The organism is Thermodesulfatator autotrophicus, assembly GCF_001642325.1.
Classification (GTDB): Bacteria; Desulfobacterota; Thermodesulfobacteria; order Thermodesulfobacteriales; family Thermodesulfatatoraceae; genus Thermodesulfatator; species Thermodesulfatator autotrophicus.
Map to the genome: position 1 here is coordinate 17,529 of NZ_LSFI01000025.1, position 18,818 is coordinate 36,346.

At 41.5% G+C, this 18,818-nt stretch carries 20 protein-coding genes; 4 read left to right on the plus strand and 16 right to left on the minus strand.

The window, feature by feature from the left end; genetic code table 11:
• Nucleotides 1-2: 2 nt before the first annotated feature.
• The 3 genes from TH606_RS06045 to pilM are packed head-to-tail and all read right to left on the minus strand — an operon-like array spanning nucleotide 3 to nucleotide 2,096.
• Nucleotides 3-623: a type IV pilus inner membrane component PilO gene (locus TH606_RS06045; RefSeq protein WP_068542028.1), complete on the minus strand. Its 621-nt coding sequence runs from the start codon at nucleotides 621-623 to the stop codon at nucleotides 3-5.
• Nucleotides 613-1,149 (minus strand): PilN domain-containing protein, encoded by a 537-nt coding sequence (locus TH606_RS06050; RefSeq protein ID WP_068542029.1) that lies wholly within the window; start codon nucleotides 1,147-1,149, stop codon nucleotides 613-615. The genes TH606_RS06045 and TH606_RS06050 overlap by 11 nt, the downstream gene beginning before the upstream one ends.
• Nucleotides 1,150-1,151: 2 nt before the next feature.
• Nucleotides 1,152-2,096, minus strand: a complete 945-nt coding sequence (pilM, locus tag TH606_RS06055; protein WP_068542030.1) for a type IV pilus biogenesis protein PilM — start codon at nucleotides 2,094-2,096, stop codon at nucleotides 1,152-1,154.
• Nucleotides 2,097-2,237: 141 nt separating this feature from the next.
• On the opposite strand from pilM, the gene lepA reads away from it, so the two are divergent.
• The 3 genes from lepA to TH606_RS06070 are packed head-to-tail and all read left to right on the plus strand — an operon-like array spanning nucleotide 2,238 to nucleotide 5,444.
• Nucleotides 2,238-4,040, plus strand: coding sequence for a translation elongation factor 4 (lepA, locus tag TH606_RS06060; RefSeq protein WP_068542031.1), 1,803 nt, complete (start codon nucleotides 2,238-2,240; stop codon nucleotides 4,038-4,040).
• Nucleotides 4,041-4,091: 51 nt separating this feature from the next.
• Nucleotides 4,092-4,727: a signal peptidase I gene (gene lepB, locus TH606_RS06065; RefSeq protein WP_231887745.1), complete on the plus strand. Its 636-nt coding sequence runs from the start codon at nucleotides 4,092-4,094 to the stop codon at nucleotides 4,725-4,727.
• A gap of 57 nt (nucleotides 4,728-4,784) precedes the next feature.
• Entirely contained in the window at nucleotides 4,785-5,444 is a 660-nt protein-coding gene (locus TH606_RS06070) for an N-acyl amino acid synthase FeeM domain-containing protein (protein WP_068542033.1), read from the plus strand.
• 218 nt (nucleotides 5,445-5,662) lie between these two features.
• Here the strand turns inward: TH606_RS06070 and TH606_RS06075 are convergent, their stop codons facing one another.
• The 13 genes from TH606_RS06075 to TH606_RS06130 all read right to left on the minus strand — a co-directional run bounded on the left by TH606_RS06075 (nucleotide 5,663) and on the right by TH606_RS06130 (nucleotide 16,285).
• Nucleotides 5,663-6,586 (minus strand): GGDEF domain-containing response regulator, encoded by a 924-nt coding sequence (locus tag TH606_RS06075; RefSeq protein WP_068542034.1) that lies wholly within the window; start codon nucleotides 6,584-6,586, stop codon nucleotides 5,663-5,665.
• On the minus strand, nucleotides 6,573-7,427 hold the full coding sequence (locus tag TH606_RS06080) for an HDOD domain-containing protein (RefSeq protein WP_068542035.1): 855 nt from the start codon (nucleotides 7,425-7,427) through the stop codon (nucleotides 6,573-6,575). The genes TH606_RS06075 and TH606_RS06080 overlap by 14 nt, the downstream gene beginning before the upstream one ends.
• Complete coding sequence (locus TH606_RS06085; RefSeq protein WP_068542036.1) at nucleotides 7,424-7,735, minus strand: hypothetical protein; 312 nt, start codon at nucleotides 7,733-7,735, stop codon at nucleotides 7,424-7,426. The genes TH606_RS06080 and TH606_RS06085 overlap by 4 nt, the downstream gene beginning before the upstream one ends.
• Nucleotides 7,732-9,186 carry an Asp-tRNA(Asn)/Glu-tRNA(Gln) amidotransferase subunit GatA gene (gene gatA / locus TH606_RS06090; protein WP_068542037.1) on the minus strand — a complete coding sequence of 485 codons (1,455 nt, stop codon included), beginning with the start codon at nucleotides 9,184-9,186 and terminating at the stop codon, nucleotides 7,732-7,734. The genes TH606_RS06085 and gatA overlap by 4 nt, the downstream gene beginning before the upstream one ends.
• A gap of 12 nt (nucleotides 9,187-9,198) precedes the next feature.
• Nucleotides 9,199-9,486: an Asp-tRNA(Asn)/Glu-tRNA(Gln) amidotransferase subunit GatC gene (gene gatC / locus TH606_RS06095; RefSeq protein WP_068542038.1), complete on the minus strand. Its 288-nt coding sequence runs from the start codon at nucleotides 9,484-9,486 to the stop codon at nucleotides 9,199-9,201.
• A gap of 12 nt (nucleotides 9,487-9,498) precedes the next feature.
• Entirely contained in the window at nucleotides 9,499-10,827 is a 1,329-nt protein-coding gene (gene thiD / locus TH606_RS06100) for a bifunctional hydroxymethylpyrimidine kinase/phosphomethylpyrimidine kinase (protein WP_068542039.1), read from the minus strand.
• Between the two features lie 42 nt (nucleotides 10,828-10,869).
• Nucleotides 10,870-12,270 (minus strand): tRNA uridine-5-carboxymethylaminomethyl(34) synthesis GTPase MnmE, encoded by a 1,401-nt coding sequence (gene mnmE, locus TH606_RS06105; RefSeq protein WP_068542040.1) that lies wholly within the window; start codon nucleotides 12,268-12,270, stop codon nucleotides 10,870-10,872.
• Nucleotides 12,267-12,926: a Jag family protein gene (locus TH606_RS06110; protein ID WP_082863549.1), complete on the minus strand. Its 660-nt coding sequence runs from the start codon at nucleotides 12,924-12,926 to the stop codon at nucleotides 12,267-12,269. The genes mnmE and TH606_RS06110 overlap by 4 nt, the downstream gene beginning before the upstream one ends.
• Nucleotides 12,923-14,527, minus strand: a complete 1,605-nt coding sequence (yidC, locus tag TH606_RS06115) for a membrane protein insertase YidC (RefSeq protein WP_068542042.1) — start codon at nucleotides 14,525-14,527, stop codon at nucleotides 12,923-12,925. The genes TH606_RS06110 and yidC overlap by 4 nt, the downstream gene beginning before the upstream one ends.
• Complete coding sequence (gene yidD / locus TH606_RS06120; RefSeq protein ID WP_068542043.1) at nucleotides 14,512-14,787, minus strand: membrane protein insertion efficiency factor YidD; 276 nt, start codon at nucleotides 14,785-14,787, stop codon at nucleotides 14,512-14,514. The genes yidC and yidD overlap by 16 nt, the downstream gene beginning before the upstream one ends.
• Entirely contained in the window at nucleotides 14,759-15,136 is a 378-nt protein-coding gene (rnpA, locus tag TH606_RS06125; protein WP_082863550.1) for a ribonuclease P protein component, read from the minus strand. Before rnpA ends, yidD begins: the two co-directional genes overlap by 29 nt.
• On the minus strand, nucleotides 15,118-15,252 hold the full coding sequence (gene rpmH, locus TH606_RS11350; protein ID WP_013907261.1) for a 50S ribosomal protein L34: 135 nt from the start codon (nucleotides 15,250-15,252) through the stop codon (nucleotides 15,118-15,120). Before rpmH ends, rnpA begins: the two co-directional genes overlap by 19 nt.
• A gap of 142 nt (nucleotides 15,253-15,394) precedes the next feature.
• On the minus strand, nucleotides 15,395-16,285 hold the full coding sequence (locus TH606_RS06130; RefSeq protein ID WP_068542044.1) for a YfdX family protein: 891 nt from the start codon (nucleotides 16,283-16,285) through the stop codon (nucleotides 15,395-15,397).
• Between the two features lie 414 nt (nucleotides 16,286-16,699).
• On the opposite strand from TH606_RS06130, the gene TH606_RS06135 reads away from it, so the two are divergent.
• Nucleotides 16,700-18,628 carry a molybdopterin biosynthesis protein gene (locus TH606_RS06135; protein ID WP_068542045.1) on the plus strand — a complete coding sequence of 643 codons (1,929 nt, stop codon included), beginning with the start codon at nucleotides 16,700-16,702 and terminating at the stop codon, nucleotides 18,626-18,628.
• Nucleotides 18,629-18,818: the final 190 nt, after the last annotated feature.

Sequence of the window (18,818 nt, forward strand, 5' to 3'; positions counted from 1 at the left end):
AATTATTTTCTCTTCTTTTTATTGTTCTTTATACTTTTAAGTTCTTCTTTTGTTAATGTTCGAAAGGTCAAAAAAGTACAATCTGCCCTAACATCTCCTTTGCCTTTTACTAAATTAATTTTGGTAGGAGTAATAATTTTTTCCTTTAAACGTAAGCTATCAATAAATAGCATAATATTATTAAAATTACCTTCCAATTTCATCGCAATAGGAAGTTTTTTATAGGTATCCTGGGCTTCTTCTTTAAGGACTTTTATTTCTAATACAGAAACATTAAACTTTTTGCTTTCTTTATCTATATTTTCTAATAAAGAAGCCACTTCAGCTTTTGTCGGCAAAAGTTTTTCCGCCTCTTTTGAGAGATTTTCTACTTTACTATATTCTTCTCTGATTTTCTTAATATTTCTAGCAGCTATTTTTAATCTTTGAAGTTCCTGTTCTTTTTTTATTTTATCTTTAGATAAGCGCTCAATATTATCCTTCATAGGAAGAGCTACCAGTTTAATATAAAGAGCCAGAGGAACAAATATTAATAAACAAAAGACAATTATCTTATCTCTCTCAGAAAGAGAGGCCCATTGAGACTTAACTTTTTCAATTTCAGCCTTTAGTCTAGAACTCATCTTTTGTCTCTATCTTTAGATTAAAGTTAATTAATTTATTTTTATTATCTCTTTTAGTACCAGTTAAATAAACTTTTTTGACAAAGTTTTTCTCCTCCAAACGCTTCATGAAACTGGCTATTGCCTTAAGAGACTCTCCCTGACCCGAAACATTTATATTATATTTTTGCGCAGAAAGCTTACTAAGAGCAACTTTTCCGACAGGTAATTGTCTAATTGTAAAATCTATACTTCTAATAACTAAAGGATTGTCTCTTATCAAAGAAATAATAACATCAATTCTTTTTTCTATTTCTTCAGTTTCTTTTTTAATTTTATTTATTTCTTTTTCTATTTTTTTATACTTTTTTATTTCTGAATTAATTTTAGCGACTTGGATAGAAGTATTATCTTCTTTCTTTTTTAAATAGAAAAAACTGGAAGCCATTATTACATAAGATATGAGCAACAACACAAACAAGAACTTAAATTTTAAATCTCTAGCTTTCTTCTTAGTTTTTCTGGGATTTAAATTAATTCTTATCATTTTTAAATCTCTGATATCACTGTCCCTACAGCTGTTTTTCCAATTAAATTAATATAATTTTCAGCCTTTAAAGATATCTTATTAAGATTAAATCTGGTAAGGTATGACAAAAATTTTATTTCTTTTCCTGTCATATCTTTTATTTTCGCTACTAAACTTTTATTAAGACAACCTCCACCACATAAATAAATATCTTTTTCATTAATCTTATATTCTTCACCAAGAAAAGTTAATGTCTCTTTAATATAGGTAGCAATTCTATCTTCTATAATCAGATTTTTGGTATCTATTTGCTGAACTCCAACACTTAAATCTCTATGAGAAAATAAACCACCATCTCTCCAAAAAACTACAGACGTTTTAGAGGCACCTAAATCTACTAAAACAAAATCCCTCTCAGGAAGATAAGCAAGTTCAAATAAATTAGAAAGGGCAACAATATCTATTGTTATTCCTATTGGGTTAAGATTTAAGCTATTAATAAAATCAACAATTTTATCAATAAAGTCTTTCCTGGCTGCGGCTATAACACAATCTATTTGATTTTCTTCTGAGCTTAAAATATCGTAATCCAAATAAACTTCATCTAAATCAAAAGGAATATGCGACTCCGCTTCTTCTTTAATAATTTCATCAAGATTATCTTCAGGAGAAACCTCAAGAGTTACTCTTTTTAGTATTGAGGTATAGCTAGAAATAGAAACAATTGAATTTTTATACTTAATTTTTAAATTTTTTAACAAAGAACTCATCTTTTTTAGCAAATCATTTAGCTTTTCATCGTCTCCTGACCAGATACCACCTTCAGGTATTTTTACCTGACCAAAAGAACGCAAAACCGGAGGGGAGCCACTTTCTATCTCAGCTATTTTGATAGAATAGCTGCCTAGGTCTATTCCCAAAAAGCCTTTTTTACCAAAAGAAAATCTGCCTAACTTTATAGCCATTAGCTTTTAAAACCCCTCAATTACTGAGCTTGCCAAGTGAACTATTAGATATTAGTTTTTATTAAATATTTTTTCTAGCTTTAATCTTATTCGGCATTTTTGGGAAAAGCATTAAAAATTTTTTTAATTTTTAAAAGGGATATGAAAAATTTCCCTCAAGAAAAAATAAGGAATTTTAGCATAATTGCTCACGTAGACCACGGAAAGTCCACTCTGGCTGACCGTCTGCTTGAAAAAACAGGTATGGTCTCAGAGCGTGAAATGCGCGAACAGTTCTTAGACAGGCTAGATCTTGAGCGTGAAAGGGGCATTACCATAAAAGCCCAAGCTGTAAGGCTTTTTTATAAAGCCAAAAATGGTGAAATTTACCAATTAAACCTGATTGACACTCCTGGCCATGTTGACTTTTCTTACGAAGTATCAAGAAGCCTGGCTGCCTGTGAAGGGGCGCTCTTGGTAGTTGATGCCTCTCAAGGAGTAGAAGCCCAAACTCTGGCTAACGTTTATCTGGCTCTTGAGAACAACTTAGAGATTATTCCTGTGCTTAACAAAATAGATCTGCCTCAAGCTGATCCAGAAAGGGTAAAACGAGAAATTGAAGAAATAATTGGCCTTGACGCCTCAGAGGCTATTCTGGCCAGTGCCAAAAAAGGTATAGGCACGGAAGAAATTCTAGAGGCTATTGTTAACCGCATTCCGCCTCCTAAAGGCGACCGTAAGGCCCCTCTTAAAGCCCTTATCTTTGACTCCTGGTATGACCCATATCTGGGAGTAGTAGTCCTGATTCGAATGGTTGACGGCTGCCTTTATCCGGGCCAAAAAATTAAACTTATGTCTACTGGTAAGGAATTTGAAGTTACCAAGGTGGGCGTATTTTCTCCCAACCCTACTTCGGTAGATATGCTGGTGGCTGGTGAAGTAGGATTTTTCGCCGCTGGCATTAAAGAAGTCCGCGATACCAAAATCGGAGATACCGTAACCGAAGTAGATAATCCGGCGCGTGAACCCCTTCCTGGTTTTAGGGAAGTAAAGCCCATGGTGTTCTGCGGCTTATTCCCCATAGAAAGTGAACAATATGATGAATTGCGTGAAGCCGTTGAAAAACTCTGGCTAAATGACCCTGCTTTTTCTTACGAACCTGAAAACTCTGCTGCCCTGGGGTTTGGTTTCCGGTGTGGATTTCAGGGGCTTCTCCATATGGAAATAGTCCAGGAACGCCTGGAGCGCGAATTCGGTTTAAAACTAATAAGTACTGCCCCTTCAGTGCGTTACCGTGTAGAATTAGTGGACGGAAAAACAATAGAAGTGGAAAATCCGGCCCATTGGCCAGCCAGAGAAAAAATTGCCCGGGTTCTTGAGCCCTATATCCGGGCAGAAATTTATACGCCTAAAGAATACGTAGGCGCCATTATGCGCCTTTGTGAAGAAAAAAGAGGCATCCAGAAAGATTTACGCTATCTCACTCCGCAACGAGTTCAGTTAATATATGATTTACCTTTCAGCGAAGTAGTGCTTGATTTCTTTGATAAACTCAAGTCTTATTCCCGTGGTTACGCCTCTATGGATTATAGTTTTCTTGACTATCGTCCTTCAGAGCTGGTGAAGCTTGACATTTACATAAATAAGCAGCCTGTTGATGCCCTTTCTCTGATAGTCCACAAAGATAAAGCTTATTATCGTGGGCGAGAATTGGTTTCTAAATTGAGAGAAGTTATTCCTCGCCAATTGTTTGAAGTGGTAATTCAGGCGGCTATTGGTTCAAAGGTTATTGCCCGTGAGCGTATCCCCCCTATGCGCAAAGATGTTCTGGCCAAGTGTTACGGTGGTGACGTAACGCGTAAAAGAAAACTCCTTGAAAAGCAAAAAGAAGGCAAAAAACGCATGAAAAGCCTTGGCCAGGTAGAAATTCCCCAGGAAGCCTTTCTTGCCATTTTGCGAATTTAAATAAAATTTCATCTTGCTTTTTTCTAAAATCGTAATAAAGCTCTAAACATTGTGTTCGGAGAGGCTTTTGCTGACAAAGATACTTTAGCGGCCAAGGTCTGGGACTGGGTTAAAACCATAGTTTTAGCCCTGCTTCTAGCCCTTTTTATCCGCACTTTTTTTGTGCAGGCCTTCAAAATCCCTTCAGGCTCCATGATTCCCACTCTCCTCATAGGCGACCATATTTTGGTCAATAAGTTCATTTACGGAGTAAGAAATCCTATTACCAGAGAAGTCTGGATTAAAGGCCGCACACCTCAAAGGAAAGAAATAATAGTCTTTATTTTTCCTGAAAACCGCAAGCTTGACTTTATAAAAAGGGTTATTGGCCTTCCAGGAGATGTAATAGAAGTGCGTAACAAAATCGTTTATATAAACGGAGTTCCTCTAGATGAACCTTATGTTCAACACACTGATCCACGTATTTTACCTAAAGAAGTTAGCCCTCGAGACAATTTTGGCCCAGTAAAGGTACCCCCCGGCCATCTTTTTGTAATGGGTGATAATCGCGATCAGAGTTACGATAGCCGTTTTTGGGGCTTTGTTCCTATAAAAGACGTCAAAGGCAAGGCCTTTATCATTTACTTTTCCTGGGATAGTAAACACTTCCGTATCCGCTGGAACCGCATAGGCAAACTCATCCACTAAATCTTTTTTCTTTTTTTCCGAAAAATATTTTAAAGACCTGACCTAATGGAGATGGATATGATCTTTTCTATTGGTAGTGAAGACTGGTGGCGTTTAAGACGTTTAAAATTAAGCGGTATTTCAGATTTACTAATTAATCCTAATGGCTTTAAAGTTATTGAAACCTCTGAAAAGCTAGAAGCCAAACCACTTTTAGAATTTATAAGGGAAAGATATCTGGAATTAGGTATTGTTGATGAAACCTGGGACCCTCCTTTTTTGAAAGGGCGCTTTTTCGCTGTATATCATAAAGAAAGTGTTTATCCTGGAGCAGTAGCCCTTTTAGTTGAAAAAACTTTACCTGCCCGAGAAGTCTATTCTAAAGAACTAAAAAAAATTGAGGGGTGGCGCAGACGCCTGGCAGAGATAACTTTACTGGCCACCCATCCTCAACTAAAGGCTAAAAACGCTATTTTTTTGGTCTTTAAGAAGATTTATTATTATAGCCAACGTAAGGGGATTACTGATTTGGTAGTGTGTATTAATCCCAAACACGCTGATTTTTATGAAAAAATTCTACTTTTTGAACGCAAGGGCTCTCGGAAGCCTCATCCTTTTTTACCTGGCTTATCAGTCATTTTAGAGCATCTAGACCTTAAAAAAGCAAAAGATAAATATTTAAAAGCTTATTCTCCTTTTCCTAAAGAACTAAACCTGTATCATTTTTTTACCAATTGAGACCTTTGTAAAAATATTTAATGGTCTGCACAGATTGTTCTCTAGACTCTTCACTATTAGACTGTTCCGTCGTCCTTTCGGCCTACTTTTAGTGACAGAACGGGTTGTCATTACAAACCAGGCGAGTAATCTCTTCGCAGTTACAAAATAGTTCGTTTTGCAAACCATGAAGAAGCAGTCCTTGTCGCGAGGCGACACAGTCGCTGGGGCGTCTCAATCTAATTTTTACGCCGGTCAATCAGGTAATTGCTACCCTTTTTGGCCTTAACTATCTTTTTAAGCTCAGAAGCAACAGCAGAGACCTCGCCATAATGTTTGAATCGGCCACCTCGTAAAGGAACCACCGCTATAGATAAAGACGGAAAAGGAATCTTTTCAATTTTTCCCTGACGAGTCCTGGCGATAAAGTAGCCCCTTTCCAGGTCTTCTGGATCAATAAAATTAGGTAAAATACGTTCGTATTCTTCAATTATTTCCTGACATACTTCTTCAACTAAATCTTCTGGACAAATAAAAACAAAGTCATCTCCTCCAATATGACCAACAAACCCTTCCTCACGGCACTTAAGTCCTAAAACATTTGATAAAATGCGCGCCAATGCCCTTAAAATTTCATCTCCTCTGGCAAAGCCGTAACGGTCATTAAAAGGCTTAAATTGGTCAATATCAACGTAAGCCACTGCCACTTTTTCTTTTCTGTCAATCTTTTCTTGAATGGTTCGCAAAATAGAAGTATTGCCTGGAAGGCCAGTAAGAGGATTGGCATCGGCTGAACATTTAACCCTCACCAAAGCTAACTTTAGACGACTTTTTATTTCCTCTGGATTAGCCTTTTCCAGGACAAAATCATCAACAGGAAGTTTTTCCCAATCTTTATTTAACTCCTGTTGAGAAACAATGAGCAAAATGGGTAAAAAAGTAAGATGTAAATCTTTTTTAAAAGCCAGCACGAGATTTTTAGCCATCTCAGGAGAAAGGGCTTCTTCTATTAAAAGGAGCTCAGGGGGATTATTTAAAACCTTTTCTACAGCTTTTTCTGGAATATCTGAAAATTCAATAAAAAACTCATCTTTCAAAAAAGAGGTCAGTTCTTTAACCCACTCACTCCGCGCCAGAATAAACAGCTTATTACGCCATTTCATTTTGCATTTCTAAGGTAAAAAGTCTGAGTTCTATTAATTTTTCGTCAAAAGCAGGAATCAATTCAAAAATATCTTCCTCGGTTAGACGCAAAATCTTCCAAGCCTTGTCGTTTAAGGGCGGGACCCAGGGGTCTCCTCCTGAGCCATAACCCACTGCCCTTACCATTATATCGGCAAAGTGTACGATAGCCGTTTCTTTCTTAAATTTGCGAGCCTTTTCCACCGCGTGGTGATAGGCAATAGGTTCAACTAATCTTTCAGGAAGATTCCACTGGTTGGCCAGAAGCCGTCCAATCTCTCCATGATCAAAATCAAGTATTTCTTGTTCAGCTTCTCTAAAATAAATTCCTTTTTCCTGGACAGTCTTTTCTATTTGTTTAAGAATTTCTGGAAACTCTGTACGTAAAACCACCTTGCCTATATCGTGAAGCAACCCGGCGGTGGTAACTTCTTCAGGATTTTTAAGCTCAAGTTTTGTCGCCAAAAGGCCAGCGGCCGCTGCTGTGCCAAGAGAGTGTTCCCATAGTTTTAAATCCTGGGCCTGCATAGTCTCAAATATAGAGGCCGTTATGACCAGAGTCCTAACTACGTTAAAACCCAGAAGCACAATGGCGTTTGAAACTGTAGAAATACGCCTGGGGAATCCATAAAAGGCTGAATTTACCATTTTTAAAACTTTACCGGTGAGAACCTGATCTTTTTCTATGAGAGCCGCCACCTGCTGAGCCGTACTACGCTCGTCAGCAATGAGTTTCGTAAGCTGGCCTACGATGGGCGGAAGGGTAGGAAGAGATTGAAGATTTTTTAACCTCTTTTTTATCTGCTTTTTAAGTTCACTCATTGGCCTTGTTTGCTTTTTAAATAATCAACAATGAGCCTCTTTAAGGCCATAAGGCGCTCGTCACTTTTTACCTTGCTAAAGCGTTCCTCAATTTCTTTAAGCTCTTCTTCAAGGGGTTTTTCCCAGGGAAGGTCAACAGGATGGCCTTTTACCATAACAAACTTTATCCCCATAGAAGAAAATTTTTCTATCAAACTTTGTGTAAGCTCTGTTTCCGGGCCACAAAGGACACGGCCTTTATCGTCTGACACCTCTTCGGCCAGAATCATTCCTGGCTGGGCGTACGAAAGGGGTATTTTCTGTTTCATAGCTCAGGATACTTTTCGGTAAATTTCGTCCTTTCCTCAAATTGATGCCCAAGAGCCAGAACTTTGCTTTCACTGAAATGCGGGCCCATTATCTGAAGCCCTACCGGCAAACCCTTATCGGTAAAGCCACATGGAATAGTAAGCCCTACAATACCAGCTAGATTCACTGAAATGGTATAAATATCAGAAAGATACATGGCTAGCGGGTCACTAACCCTTTCGCCGATTTTAAAGGCGGGAGTAGGGCTTGCTGGCCCAATAACAAAGTCAACTTCTTTAAAAGCCTCGGTAAAATCGCGGGCTATAAGAGTGCGGACCTGAGAGGCCTTTTTGTAATAGGCATCATAGTAGCCAGCTGAAAGGGCATAGGTCCCAATCATTATACGTCTTTTCACTTCCGGGCCAAAACCCTGCGAGCGGGTTTTTTTATACATGTCTATCAGGTCTTTCCCTTCCACACGCAGGCCATATTTCACCCCGTCATAACGGGCAAGGTTTGAACTGGCTTCTGCTGGAGCAATGATGTAATAAGCAGCCACCGCGTAAGGGGTGTGCGGAAGCCTGATTTTTTTTACCTTAATGCCCATTTCTTCAAAAACTTTTATAGCCTCTTCAATTCTGGTTCTCACTTCTCCTGAAAGGCCCTCACCGAAGTATTCTTCTGGAAGGCCAATAGCAGCCCCTGACAGGTCCATTTCTAGGGCCTTCAGGTAATCAGGCACTTCTTCTGGAACAGAAGTTGAATCTTTTTCGTCTTTGCCAGCTATTACCTGTAAAACAAGGGCTGCGTCTTTTACTGAGCGGGTAAGCGGGCCAATCTGGTCAAGCGAAGAGGCAAAAGCCACGAGACCATAACGGGATACACGGCCATAAGTAGGCTTAAGGCCTACTACTCCACAAAAAGAGGCCGGTTGTCTGATAGAGCCACCGGTATCAGAACCAAGAGCTGCTGCACAAAAACCAGCCGCCACTGCCGCCGCGGAACCACCAGAAGAACCACCTGGCACCCGTTCCAGGTCCCAGGGATTATGGGTGGGGAAAAAGGCTGAATTTTCCGTGGAAGAACCCATGGCGAATTCGTCAAGATTGGTCTTCCCAAGGATTACTGCCCCAGCTTCTTTAAGCTTTATTATCACTGTAGCGTCAAAAGGTGGTACAAAATTTTCAAGCATCTTTGAAGCACAGGTGGTGGTAATGCCGCGGGTGCAAATATTGTCTTTAATAGCTATGGGAACACCAAGAAGGGGTCTATCTTCTCCTTTCTGCCTTAGCTTGTCCGCCTCTTCGGCCTGAGCTAAGGCTTCTTCACTAGTAACTTTTAAAAAGGCCTTAACCTGTGGATCTTTTTTTTCAATATAATCAAGCAAGGCCTTGGTTAACTCTACACTTGAAACCTTGCCCTGACGCAAATTTTCAAGTTGTTCGCTAAGAGAAAGCTTAGGCCATTCCATCTTTTAAACCTCCTATTTGATAACCTTAGGTACTACAAAAAATCCATTTTCACGCTCAGGGGCATTACCTAAAATCTCATCAGTGGGAAAAGATTCTTTAACCTCGTCTTCTCTATAAACATTAGTAATCTTTAACGCATGATAGGTGGGCTCAATATCTGTGGTATCAAGTTCATTTAACTTGGCCACGTAATTAAGGATATCAGCCAGTTGTTCAGAAAAAGTCTCAAGCTCTTCTTCGGAAAACTCAAGCCTGGCTAAATGAGCCACATGCTTCACTTCTTCTTTAGTAATGGCCATTTGGCTGCCTCCTTACAAAAGTTTTAATGCCTTTTCTACTACTTCCCGGGGGTTATTACCTAGAATCCTTATCATGGGCTCTTTCCCCACTTCCCCCCGATCAGCAATGAAATCAGGCACAAAGCCCAGTTTTTCACAAATTTTAGTTACTCCCCAGGCAAGGGTTGAGCCTTCCCTGGCTTTTATCTCAGGTGGCTCTTCTGCTCGCGAAAATTCTTCCACCGTAAAACCGAGTTCTTTTGCCTTTTTCAAAAACTCCTCATGAAAACGAATATTCATAGCCGCCCGCTTTTTATGGTCAAAACGCATGGCAGCAAGGACCACGTTGGCTATATGGCGCGAAGCTCCAAACCTGGGGCAGCCTACCGGCCTTGCCCCACTACCAAAGCCTACTATACGGCCAGGAAAAGCCGCTACTTCCTCGTGAGTTTTGGCAAGCGGCAAAGCAAAGGCCAGATTTGACTGCACCTCTGGAATCAAGGAACGAACTTCCTGACGTGAGAAGTATTCAGCCGCTTCTTCCAGTTCTCTTAAAATCTTTGGCGCTTCAACCAGGCGGTCATAATGAATGAGATGATCAAGGGGCGAAACCCCTTTACCCAGAGGGGCAATACAGGCCGCTTCTAAGCCAAGGGTAACAAAATCTTTGGCCATTTGGGTGGCCTTTGGTAAAGAAAGGCCTTTAGCCAGACCAACGGTAATAGCCGCAGAAAAAGTACATCCCGTACCATGGCCAATCTTTCCCTTTATCCTCTTGGCAGAAAAAGTAAAAATATTCTCGCCGTCATAGAGATAATCTGTGGCTTCATCCTCTCCCCGGTGGCCACCTTTAATGATAACCGCCCTGGGGCCAAGCTTTTTAAGCTTTTTCAGAGCCTGGGGTATATCGGTAATTTTTTCCTGTAGAATAAACTCCGCCTCTGGCAAATTGGGAGTAATTACCGTAGCTAAAGGAAAAAGCTCTTCAATAAGGGCTGAGACCGCTTCTTCTTCAAGCAAAGGGTCACCACTTTTGGCCAACATAACCGGGTCTATCACCAGAGGGGACTGACACTTACGCAAAACATCGGCAATAGCTTTAATGATAGCCGCATTGGCCAGCATCCCGGTTTTAATGGCCATGGGAGGTAAGTCTTCAAAAAGGGCCTCAAGCTGGGCTTTGACCATATCAGCAGGCACAGCCATCCAGTCTTTAACGCCAAGGGAGTTCTGCACAGTAAGGGCTGTAATAACGGTTTGGCCGAAGGCCCCTAGAAGGGAAAAAACCCGCAGGTCTGTTTGGAGACCTGCTCCGCCACTTGGGTCTGAACCAGCAATGGTGGCACAAACTACGCGTCTCATGTTGAGAAAAATTAATCCTTTTTGGCCAAAAAACAAAGACTTTTATTTACCCAGACAAAAACTACTAAAAATACGGTCAAGGAGGTCTTCGGTGGTGGTCTCACCGGTTATTTCTCCTAAAGAAGCCAGGGCATCTCGTAAATCAATAGCCACCAGCTCCGGATAAACATTAGCCTTTTTAAGCCCGGAAACCGCTTGTTCAACTGAGACAAGCGCTTTTTCTAAGGCCATTTTTTGCCGTAAATTGGGAACCACCGCAGGAACAAACTCTTCAGAACGCCCGGTTACTAATTCAAAAATGGCTTCCGCTAAGGCCTCAAGGCCTTCACCTGTACGGGCAGAGATAAAAATAAGCTTTTCATGGGGGAAAGTCTCACGATAGCGACTCAGATTTTCATCTGAAGCAATGTCTATCTTATTTATCACCACCAGATGCGGCAGGGCCTTTATTTCCTGGTAAAGCTTAAGGTCCTCTTCAGTAGGCTCTTGCGAACCATCAAGCATAAACAAGATGACATCAGCCGTGGCAATCTTTTCTTTGGCTTTTTTAACTCCTATTTCTTCTACTATATCTTCTGTTTTTCTAAGACCAGCAGTGTCAATAAGGCGTACAGGAAGCCCCTTTATGGTGGCAAATTCTTCAATAATATCGCGGGTAGTGCCAGGAATAGGGGTAACAATAGCCCTTTCTTCAGCAAGCAGGGCGTTAAGAAGACTTGATTTGCCAACGTTAGGCCGGCCGGCAATCACCACCGCAATACCTTCTCGGTATAAGCGCCCTTCCTGATAGCTTTTAAGAAGTTCTCTAAGAGGGATAATGGCCTGTTTTTCTAAGTTTTCGGCCAGGTCGTAATGAGAGATAAGCTCTACGTCTTCATCGGGAAAGTCCACCGCCACTTCTACCACGGCTAGAGCTGATAACACGGCCTCACGCACAGGTTTTAGCTTTTCCGCTAATGCTCCCCGAAGCTGGTTTAAAGCCAGCTTAAGGCTTTCCTCTGAACGGGCATTTATAAGGTCAAGTAGGGCTTCGGCCTGAGAAAGGTCAATACGGCCGTTTAAAAAGGCTCGCTTGGTAAACTCGCCTGGTTCAGCCAGACGAGCCCCCTCTTTTAGAACCAGCTCAAGTATTTTGGTAAGAACCAGGTAGCCACTGTGGCCGTAAATTTCAAGGACATCTTCCCTTGTATAAGTATGAGGATTTCGCATAAGGGTTACAAGGACTTCGTCAACCGGAGTTTCTGTTTCCGGATTAACGATGTAACCATAATACAGGCGATGGCTCTGAAATTCTTTGACTGGTTTTTTTGGGCGGAAAAGGCGCTTTAAAATATGCTCAGAAAGACTCCCGCTTACTTTAATGACCCCTATGGCTCCTGGGCCAACTGGTGTTGCTATAGCCGCTATAGTGGCCTCGGTATATTCCAGGTCTTTAGGCTTCATCTGGGCTTTTGCCCTGAAAAACGGCTACTTTTAGGAAATATTACCACGTGCCGTTTCAAACCTTCGCCTTTACTCCGGCTAATAACCCCTTTTATCTTTTTCACGGCCAGGTGGATCTGACGCCGGTCGCCAGCAGGCATAGGAGGGAGGGAAACTGGCTTTTTAGTTTTTATAGCCTCTCTAGCTGCTTTGCGGGCTAAACCAGCTAATTTTTGAGTTTTAGCCTTTTTCAGGCCTTCAATATCAAAGGTTATCTTGGGCCCTACCCCCAGTCTTTTAGCTACTATTTTGTTAACTAAATACTGCAAGGCATTTAGGGGAGCAGCCTCTTTGGCCAGAAACAACTTAGCATCTGGCCCATTAAGTTTAAAACAAACACTATCAGGGTTGATTTCAACTGAAAAATTAATTTCCAGGTCACCGCTAATTATCAACTTAACTAGAACCCTCTGGGCCTCTTCTGCCCTTTTTTTCAGGATAGCCTCTGGCTTTATGCTGGCTTTAATACGGGCCTTTTTGGCACCGATACCAAAAAGGCCCGTGGAACCCTGGCTTAAAATTTCTATGTTTAAGTCTTCTTTTTCCACTCCAAAATGCTTGCAAGCATCTTCTATAGCCTTTTCTACCGTCTTAGCCTCAAATTCTTCAGACATCATGCCCTACTCCGCTCAAGCATTTTATTGGTAATTATCTGCTGAATAATGGAAAGAATATTGTTGGTGAGCCAGTAAAGAACCAGGCCCGAAGGGAAATTAATAAAAAGCACCGTAAATAAGATTGGCATTAAAAGCATCATCTTTTCCTGGGTAGGATCCATAGAAGTGGGAGTTAATTTCTGCTGAAAATACATAGAAACCCCCATAAGTATAGTCAAAACCGGAAGTCCGCCTAAGTAGGGGATATCTATCCCAACAGGCAATCTATCAGGAGAGGAAAGGTCTTTAATCCAGGCGATAAAAGGGGCATGGCGCAGTTCTATTGCCATAAGAAGAACTTTATATAAAGCAAAAAACACCGGAATCTGTATTAACATTGGAAGGCAACCCATAAAGGGATTAACTTTTTGTGTTTTATAAAGACGCATCAACTCCTGATTAAGCCTTTCTTTATCGTCACCATATTTTTCCTTTAATTTCATAATAACAGGTTGCAAATCTTTCATCTTTTTCATGCTTTTCATACTAATATGGTTAAGAGGCCAGAAAATAATTCTAATAAGCACGGTGAGCAAAATTATAGCTATGCCGTAATTATGGGTATATTTGTAGAAAAACTTAAGAGCATATAGAAGAGGCTTGGCAATAGGATCAAAAAAACCAAAATGAACAGCGTTGGCCAGGTGATAGCCTACTTTCTTAAGTTCCTCTAGACTCTTAGGTCCAAAATAAAGCTTTAAATCAATCTCTTTCTCTTCATTAGGGGCCAGGGTAATTTTAGGCGTCCAGAGGATTACTTCGTCGGTTTTTCCCTCTAAACGTCTAAAAGTAACTCGCCAGTCATTTCCTGCTGGAGGAATTATAGCCATAAGGAAGTAAGGGTCACCATAGCCAACCCAATCAAGAGCACCCTGATATTCTATTAACTCGTCTTTTAACTTTACCTCTTCATAAAGGCCGTTATGGCTATAAGCAGGCCCCCTGAATACATAGCGGTCAAGCTTGGCCACTGGATGCGAAACCATTCTAAATAAAATGTTATCAGAAATGGTCTTATCCGTCGGATTTTTAATTTTAACGTTTAAATTAAGGAGATAAGAACCATCCTTAAAGGAATAGTCTTTCTCTATAACTAATGGGTTTTTAATAACTGGTTCAAAAATAATATTGCCGTTTTTCTTTTCAGCTAAATTAAGCTCAAGCTTATCGGCTTTGTAGGGAGAAATAGCTAATCTTGGGGCTAAAGTGGGATATATTTCAACGGGAAGACCAAACTTAGGCGAATTAATTAAATCCACCGGTGGTGAATCTGGGTCCAATGTTTTTTTGTATTTTAATAACTTGAAGTGGGTAAAACGCGCCCCAGCTTCAGTTATATCCGCTTTAAAAAGAGAAGTGTTTACCTTAATGTGCCTTATATCCTGATAATCTTTTTGCTCAGGAATTACTGCTTGCTGGGGAAACTCGGCTTTTTTGTTGCTTTCCAGTTGATTAGAAGCAGTCTCCACTTTTTTTTGAGGCTTGGGAGTAGGAAATAAAAGTTGATACCCCACTATTACTAACATAGAAAGAATAACTGCTATGATTACATTTCGCTCCATTGAGAAATCTCTCCTTCGGTAGATTTTTTAGGCCACCAGCCGGGAAATTTGGCAGGCACAGGGTCAAAGCCTCCATCGCTAAAAGGATGGCAGCGCAAAAGACGAAAAATAGCCAGAAAAGAACCTTTTAATACTCCAAAACGAGAAACGGCCTCAAAGGCGTATTGACTGCAAGAAGGATAAAAGCGACAACATTGAGGCCACAAAGGTGAAACTAAAATCTGATAAAGTTTAATGCTCAAAAGAGCTATTTTTTTCATATTTATTAAGTAAATAAGCCAAATCTTTTTTTATCTCCGCTGGAGACCTCTCAAGTATAGCCTTTTTGGGAATAATGACGATATCATGAGAGGCCGGAAACATATCCTTATTTCGCCGAAAAATCTCTCTCAAAACACGCTTAACATAATTCCTTTTCACGGCGTTTCCCACTTTTTTAGAAACACTGAGACCTAATCTCGAATAACCTAATGTATTGGGGGCTAAAATTACTCTTAAATAGGGTAACGAAAGGCGTTTACCCTCTCGGTAAACCCTTTCGTATTCCTTACGGCGCCTCAGGCGTTCATCTTTGGTAAAAGATTCTTTTTTTATACTGTCAGCCGCCAACGTCCCTTACGCCGCCTATTAGCCAGAATACGCCTTCCTGAACGAGTTCTCATTCTAGCCCGAAACCCATGACATCTCTTACGTTTAATACGACTGGGTTGATAAGTACGCTTCATATAATCCTCCAGATATATTGACTTTTATTCAATAAGATAAAAAACGGCCTTTGTTTTAAAGGCCGTGACCTCAACCTAATAAACATAACCCTTGCCAGGTGTCAACTGCCTGGGGACAGGCAACTTTGCCTGTCCCTAAAGTTTACTTGCTTTCTTTTTCAAAATGCTGGCGGAAGGTTTTAAATTTAGACAAAAGCTCTTCAAACATTTTGGCACTATGATTTTTGCCTTTTATTTCTTTTTTGAGGTCCTTGATCTGCTTGACCAGTTCCCTGTACTCTTTTTCATAATCTTTTACGTAACCTAAAAGTTTAGCAATCTTCAGCTGCTTTTCAGCTCTATTCAAGTATTCAATAGCCTTATCTTTTTCGGTTCCGGCTGCTTTAGAAGCCGCCTTAACCAGAATTTCTGCTCTGATAATAGGCAAAGGAACAACAACGACTTCTTGCACCAGGGAAGAGATGGCTGTGTTTAAAAGGATTTTAGCTTCTTCTATCTTTCCCTGAGTAATATATTTGACGGCAAGTTTTATAGTATCTGGGTAAGTGGCAAGGGGCAGTTTTTCAATAATGATATCAATCTCTGATTGCAACGTATTCAGTAAAACACGGGCTTTTTGAATGTCTCCTTCGTCAAGCAATTTCTGCACCTGCTTTAAGGTTTCTTCAATCTCTTTAGGGCTGGCCTGAAGATCAACAACCACCGTAGAAACATTTATGGGAACGTAAGCCAGGTCAGGATTGGCTGCAAGCACCACTTCAAGCTTCCCGATAGCTTCTTGTAACACCTTGAGGGCCTCATCTGTTTTCCCCTGGTCCAACAGAACAAGGGCCTTGTGAGTATCTTCTACGGCTTTTATCGCATCTTGGCTCAACTTGGCCTGAATATCTTCGGCCTTTTTTTGGGCCGACTTTACCGCTCCTTTAGCAACCTCTTGTGGTGTAAGTACCGGATTAGCCGCTAAACTAACCGAAGAAAAAAATAACCCCAACACCAACCATAAAACACCAAACTTTTTAAACCAGTTTTTCATAACAAACCTCCTTTTTGTGATTTTATTTTTGACAATTTTATTATTTCAAACTGAAAAGAAGGTAAGTTCACAGAGAAGTTGAATCAAGAATTGCTTGTTTAAGTCTAAATACTTAGAGTTAATGTTTTGAAAAAGTTTAGAGCATCAAAATTGCTTATAACTGATAGAATCCCGAACAGATAAATTTCGGAGCCGTTAGAGCTGTTATTGCAAGCCCGTCCTCATATTGCAAGTCCGTCCCAGTCATTGCGAGCGAGCAATCTCAAAGATTATTTCGGCGCCCTTACGGCTTCCTTGCAGTACCCCGGCAGGGTCACTTCGGCGGCCCTGTGGGCTTTCCTGTAACGTGGGCAAAAGGGACAGGCAAAAGCAAATTGTTTGCAGTTTTTGTCAGGCCCATTAAATTAGCTCTTCATGAAAAGAAGAATTTATCTCCGCAAGAAAAGCCTTGAAGAAGCCATAAAAATCACTTTGGAGGCCTTCCCCTGGAAAGATTTTCTCAAAAGTGAAAGCGTCCCTGTAAAAAAGGCCCTGGGGCGCATAACCGCTGAAGCCATTTACGCCAGGCGTTCAGTGCCAGCCTTTAACTCTGCGGCCATGGACGGTATTGCTGTTCAGGCTGAAAAGACCTTTGGCGCCCACGAAAGCCATCCCCTGCGTCTAAAAATTGGCAAAGAAGCCTTTTTCATTAACACTGGCGAGCCGCTTCCTTCTGAAACCAACGCTGTCATCATGATTGAAGAAGTCCATCAGATTAGTAAAGACGAAGTTGAAATTATGGCTCCGGCTTTTCCCTGGCAGCACGTGCGGAAAATCGGCGAAGACGTAGTTGAAGGGGAGCTAATTTTTCCGCCCTCTCACAGGCTGGCTTCCTGGGATTTAGGCGCCCTTTTAGCTACCGGACACCTTGAAGTAGCTGTTAAAGAAAAGCCCAGGGTAGCCATTATTCCCACTGGAGACGAGCTTATCTCTCCTGAAAAAGCTACCGAAGAACTGCTTAAAGATGGCCGCACCGTAGAATTTAACTCCACCATGATAACCGCCACGATAGAAGAATGGGGAGGAGAAGCCCAGGTTTTTCCCATTATTCCTGACATTCCCGAAGAAATAGAAAAAGCCATTTTCAAGGCCTTAGAGGCTGATTTTCACTTGATTACCGTTTTAGCCGGCTCCTCAGCAGGCTCTAAAGACCACACCGCCAACCTCATTGAAAAAGAAGGTGAGCTTCTCTTCCACGGCGTAGGCATAATGCCTGGCAAACCGGCTATTTTGGGCCGCCTTAAGGGAAAACCGGTTTTAGGGGTACCGGGGTATCCTGTTTCGGCGGTGATAGCCTTTGAAAAGCTTATGAAGCCCGCTTTTTCAGCCATGCTTGGCGTAAGGCTTCTTGAAAGGCCAAAAGTAATAGCCAAAGCCGGGCGCAAAATTCCTTCGCGTCTTGGGACTAGGGAGTTTTTAAGGGTAAAAGTTGGCGAAGTAGCCGGTGAAAAGGTTTTTATGCAGCTCAAGCGCGGGGCAGGGGCCATCACCACCCTTACCAAGGCCGATGCCCTTTGCGAAATCCCTGAAGAAGTGGAAGGCCTTGAAGCTGGAAGCAAAGTAACCCTTGAAATTTTGCGTCCGGAAAAGGACCTGGCGCGCACAGCTTTAGTGTTAGGGAGCCATGATATGGCCCTTGACATCATGGAGGAGTTCCTCAAAAGAGAGGCTCCAGAATACGACCTTTCTCTGGCTCATCTGGGAAGCCTTGGTGGACTCCTGGCCTTAAGAGATAACCTCTCTCACTTCGGAGGCACCCATCTCTTTGACCCTGAAACCGGAGAATTTAATGTTCCTTACATAAAGCGCCACTTACCAGAAACTCCTCTGGTGCTGGTACATTTTGCCTATCGTGAACAGGGGCTTATCGTGCCCAAAGGAAACCCCAAAAAAATCACTCGTCTTGAAGACCTTGCTCGTGAAGACGTAACTTTTATAAATCGTCAACCAGGGGCAGGCACCCGCGTCTTACTTGACTACCACCTTGAAAAGCTGGGTATTAACCCACGCCAAATAAAAGGCTATGAGTCCGAAGAAACCACTCATCTTGGCGTGGCCATTGCGGTGGCTACTGGCCGGGCGGATGTGGGCCTTGGGATTCTTGCGGCTGCGCGCCTTCTTTCTCTTGACTTTGTGCCTCTTTTCCGCGAACGCTATGACCTGGTCGTGCGGAAGGACTTTTTCCTCTCACCTTTCTGGCAAAAGATCGCCTCAATCCTTTCTTCACGGGCATTCCAGGAAAGGGTTTTATCCCTTGGCGGTTACGATGTCTCTGAAATGGGAAAGGTGCTTTACGAACAGTAATTTTATCAAGCTCTATGCCCGGTAACTTCACCAGTGCCGAGCCGCAAATAAGAACCCTTATGTCAGATGAAACCACAGGGGTATAAATTTTAATGTTATCCCGGTTCACCTCTTCAATTATACCCAAACCTAAGTGTTTTTCTCCATCAGAGAGGGCACAAGGTAGTATTTCAGTAATTGTGTCCGAAAA

Coding starts and splice junctions, on each gene's coding strand:
- TH606_RS06045 (WP_068542028.1), bottom strand. CDS start 623: ATGAGTTCTAGACTAAAGGCTGAAATTGAAAAAGTTAAGTCTCAATGG.
- TH606_RS06050 (WP_068542029.1), bottom strand. CDS start 1,149: ATGATAAGAATTAATTTAAATCCCAGAAAAACTAAGAAGAAAGCTAGA.
- pilM (WP_068542030.1), bottom strand. CDS start 2,096: ATGGCTATAAAGTTAGGCAGATTTTCTTTTGGTAAAAAAGGCTTTTTG.
- lepA (WP_068542031.1), top strand. CDS start 2,238: ATGAAAAATTTCCCTCAAGAAAAAATAAGGAATTTTAGCATAATTGCT.
- TH606_RS06070 (WP_068542033.1), top strand. CDS start 4,785: ATGATCTTTTCTATTGGTAGTGAAGACTGGTGGCGTTTAAGACGTTTA.
- TH606_RS06075 (WP_068542034.1), bottom strand. CDS start 6,586: ATGAAATGGCGTAATAAGCTGTTTATTCTGGCGCGGAGTGAGTGGGTT.
- TH606_RS06080 (WP_068542035.1), bottom strand. CDS start 7,427: ATGAGTGAACTTAAAAAGCAGATAAAAAAGAGGTTAAAAAATCTTCAA.
- TH606_RS06085 (WP_068542036.1), bottom strand. CDS start 7,735: ATGAAACAGAAAATACCCCTTTCGTACGCCCAGCCAGGAATGATTCTG.
- gatA (WP_068542037.1), bottom strand. CDS start 9,186: ATGGAATGGCCTAAGCTTTCTCTTAGCGAACAACTTGAAAATTTGCGT.
- gatC (WP_068542038.1), bottom strand. CDS start 9,486: ATGGCCATTACTAAAGAAGAAGTGAAGCATGTGGCTCATTTAGCCAGG.
- thiD (WP_068542039.1), bottom strand. CDS start 10,827: ATGAGACGCGTAGTTTGTGCCACCATTGCTGGTTCAGACCCAAGTGGC.
- mnmE (WP_068542040.1), bottom strand. CDS start 12,270: ATGAAGCCTAAAGACCTGGAATATACCGAGGCCACTATAGCGGCTATA.
- TH606_RS06110 (WP_082863549.1), bottom strand. CDS start 12,926: ATGATGTCTGAAGAATTTGAGGCTAAGACGGTAGAAAAGGCTATAGAA.
- yidC (WP_068542042.1), bottom strand. CDS start 14,527: ATGGAGCGAAATGTAATCATAGCAGTTATTCTTTCTATGTTAGTAATA.
- yidD (WP_068542043.1), bottom strand. CDS start 14,787: ATGAAAAAAATAGCTCTTTTGAGCATTAAACTTTATCAGATTTTAGTT.
- rpmH (WP_013907261.1), bottom strand. CDS start 15,252: ATGAAGCGTACTTATCAACCCAGTCGTATTAAACGTAAGAGATGTCAT.
- TH606_RS06130 (WP_068542044.1), bottom strand. CDS start 16,285: ATGAAAAACTGGTTTAAAAAGTTTGGTGTTTTATGGTTGGTGTTGGGG.
- TH606_RS06135 (WP_068542045.1), top strand. CDS start 16,700: ATGAAAAGAAGAATTTATCTCCGCAAGAAAAGCCTTGAAGAAGCCATA.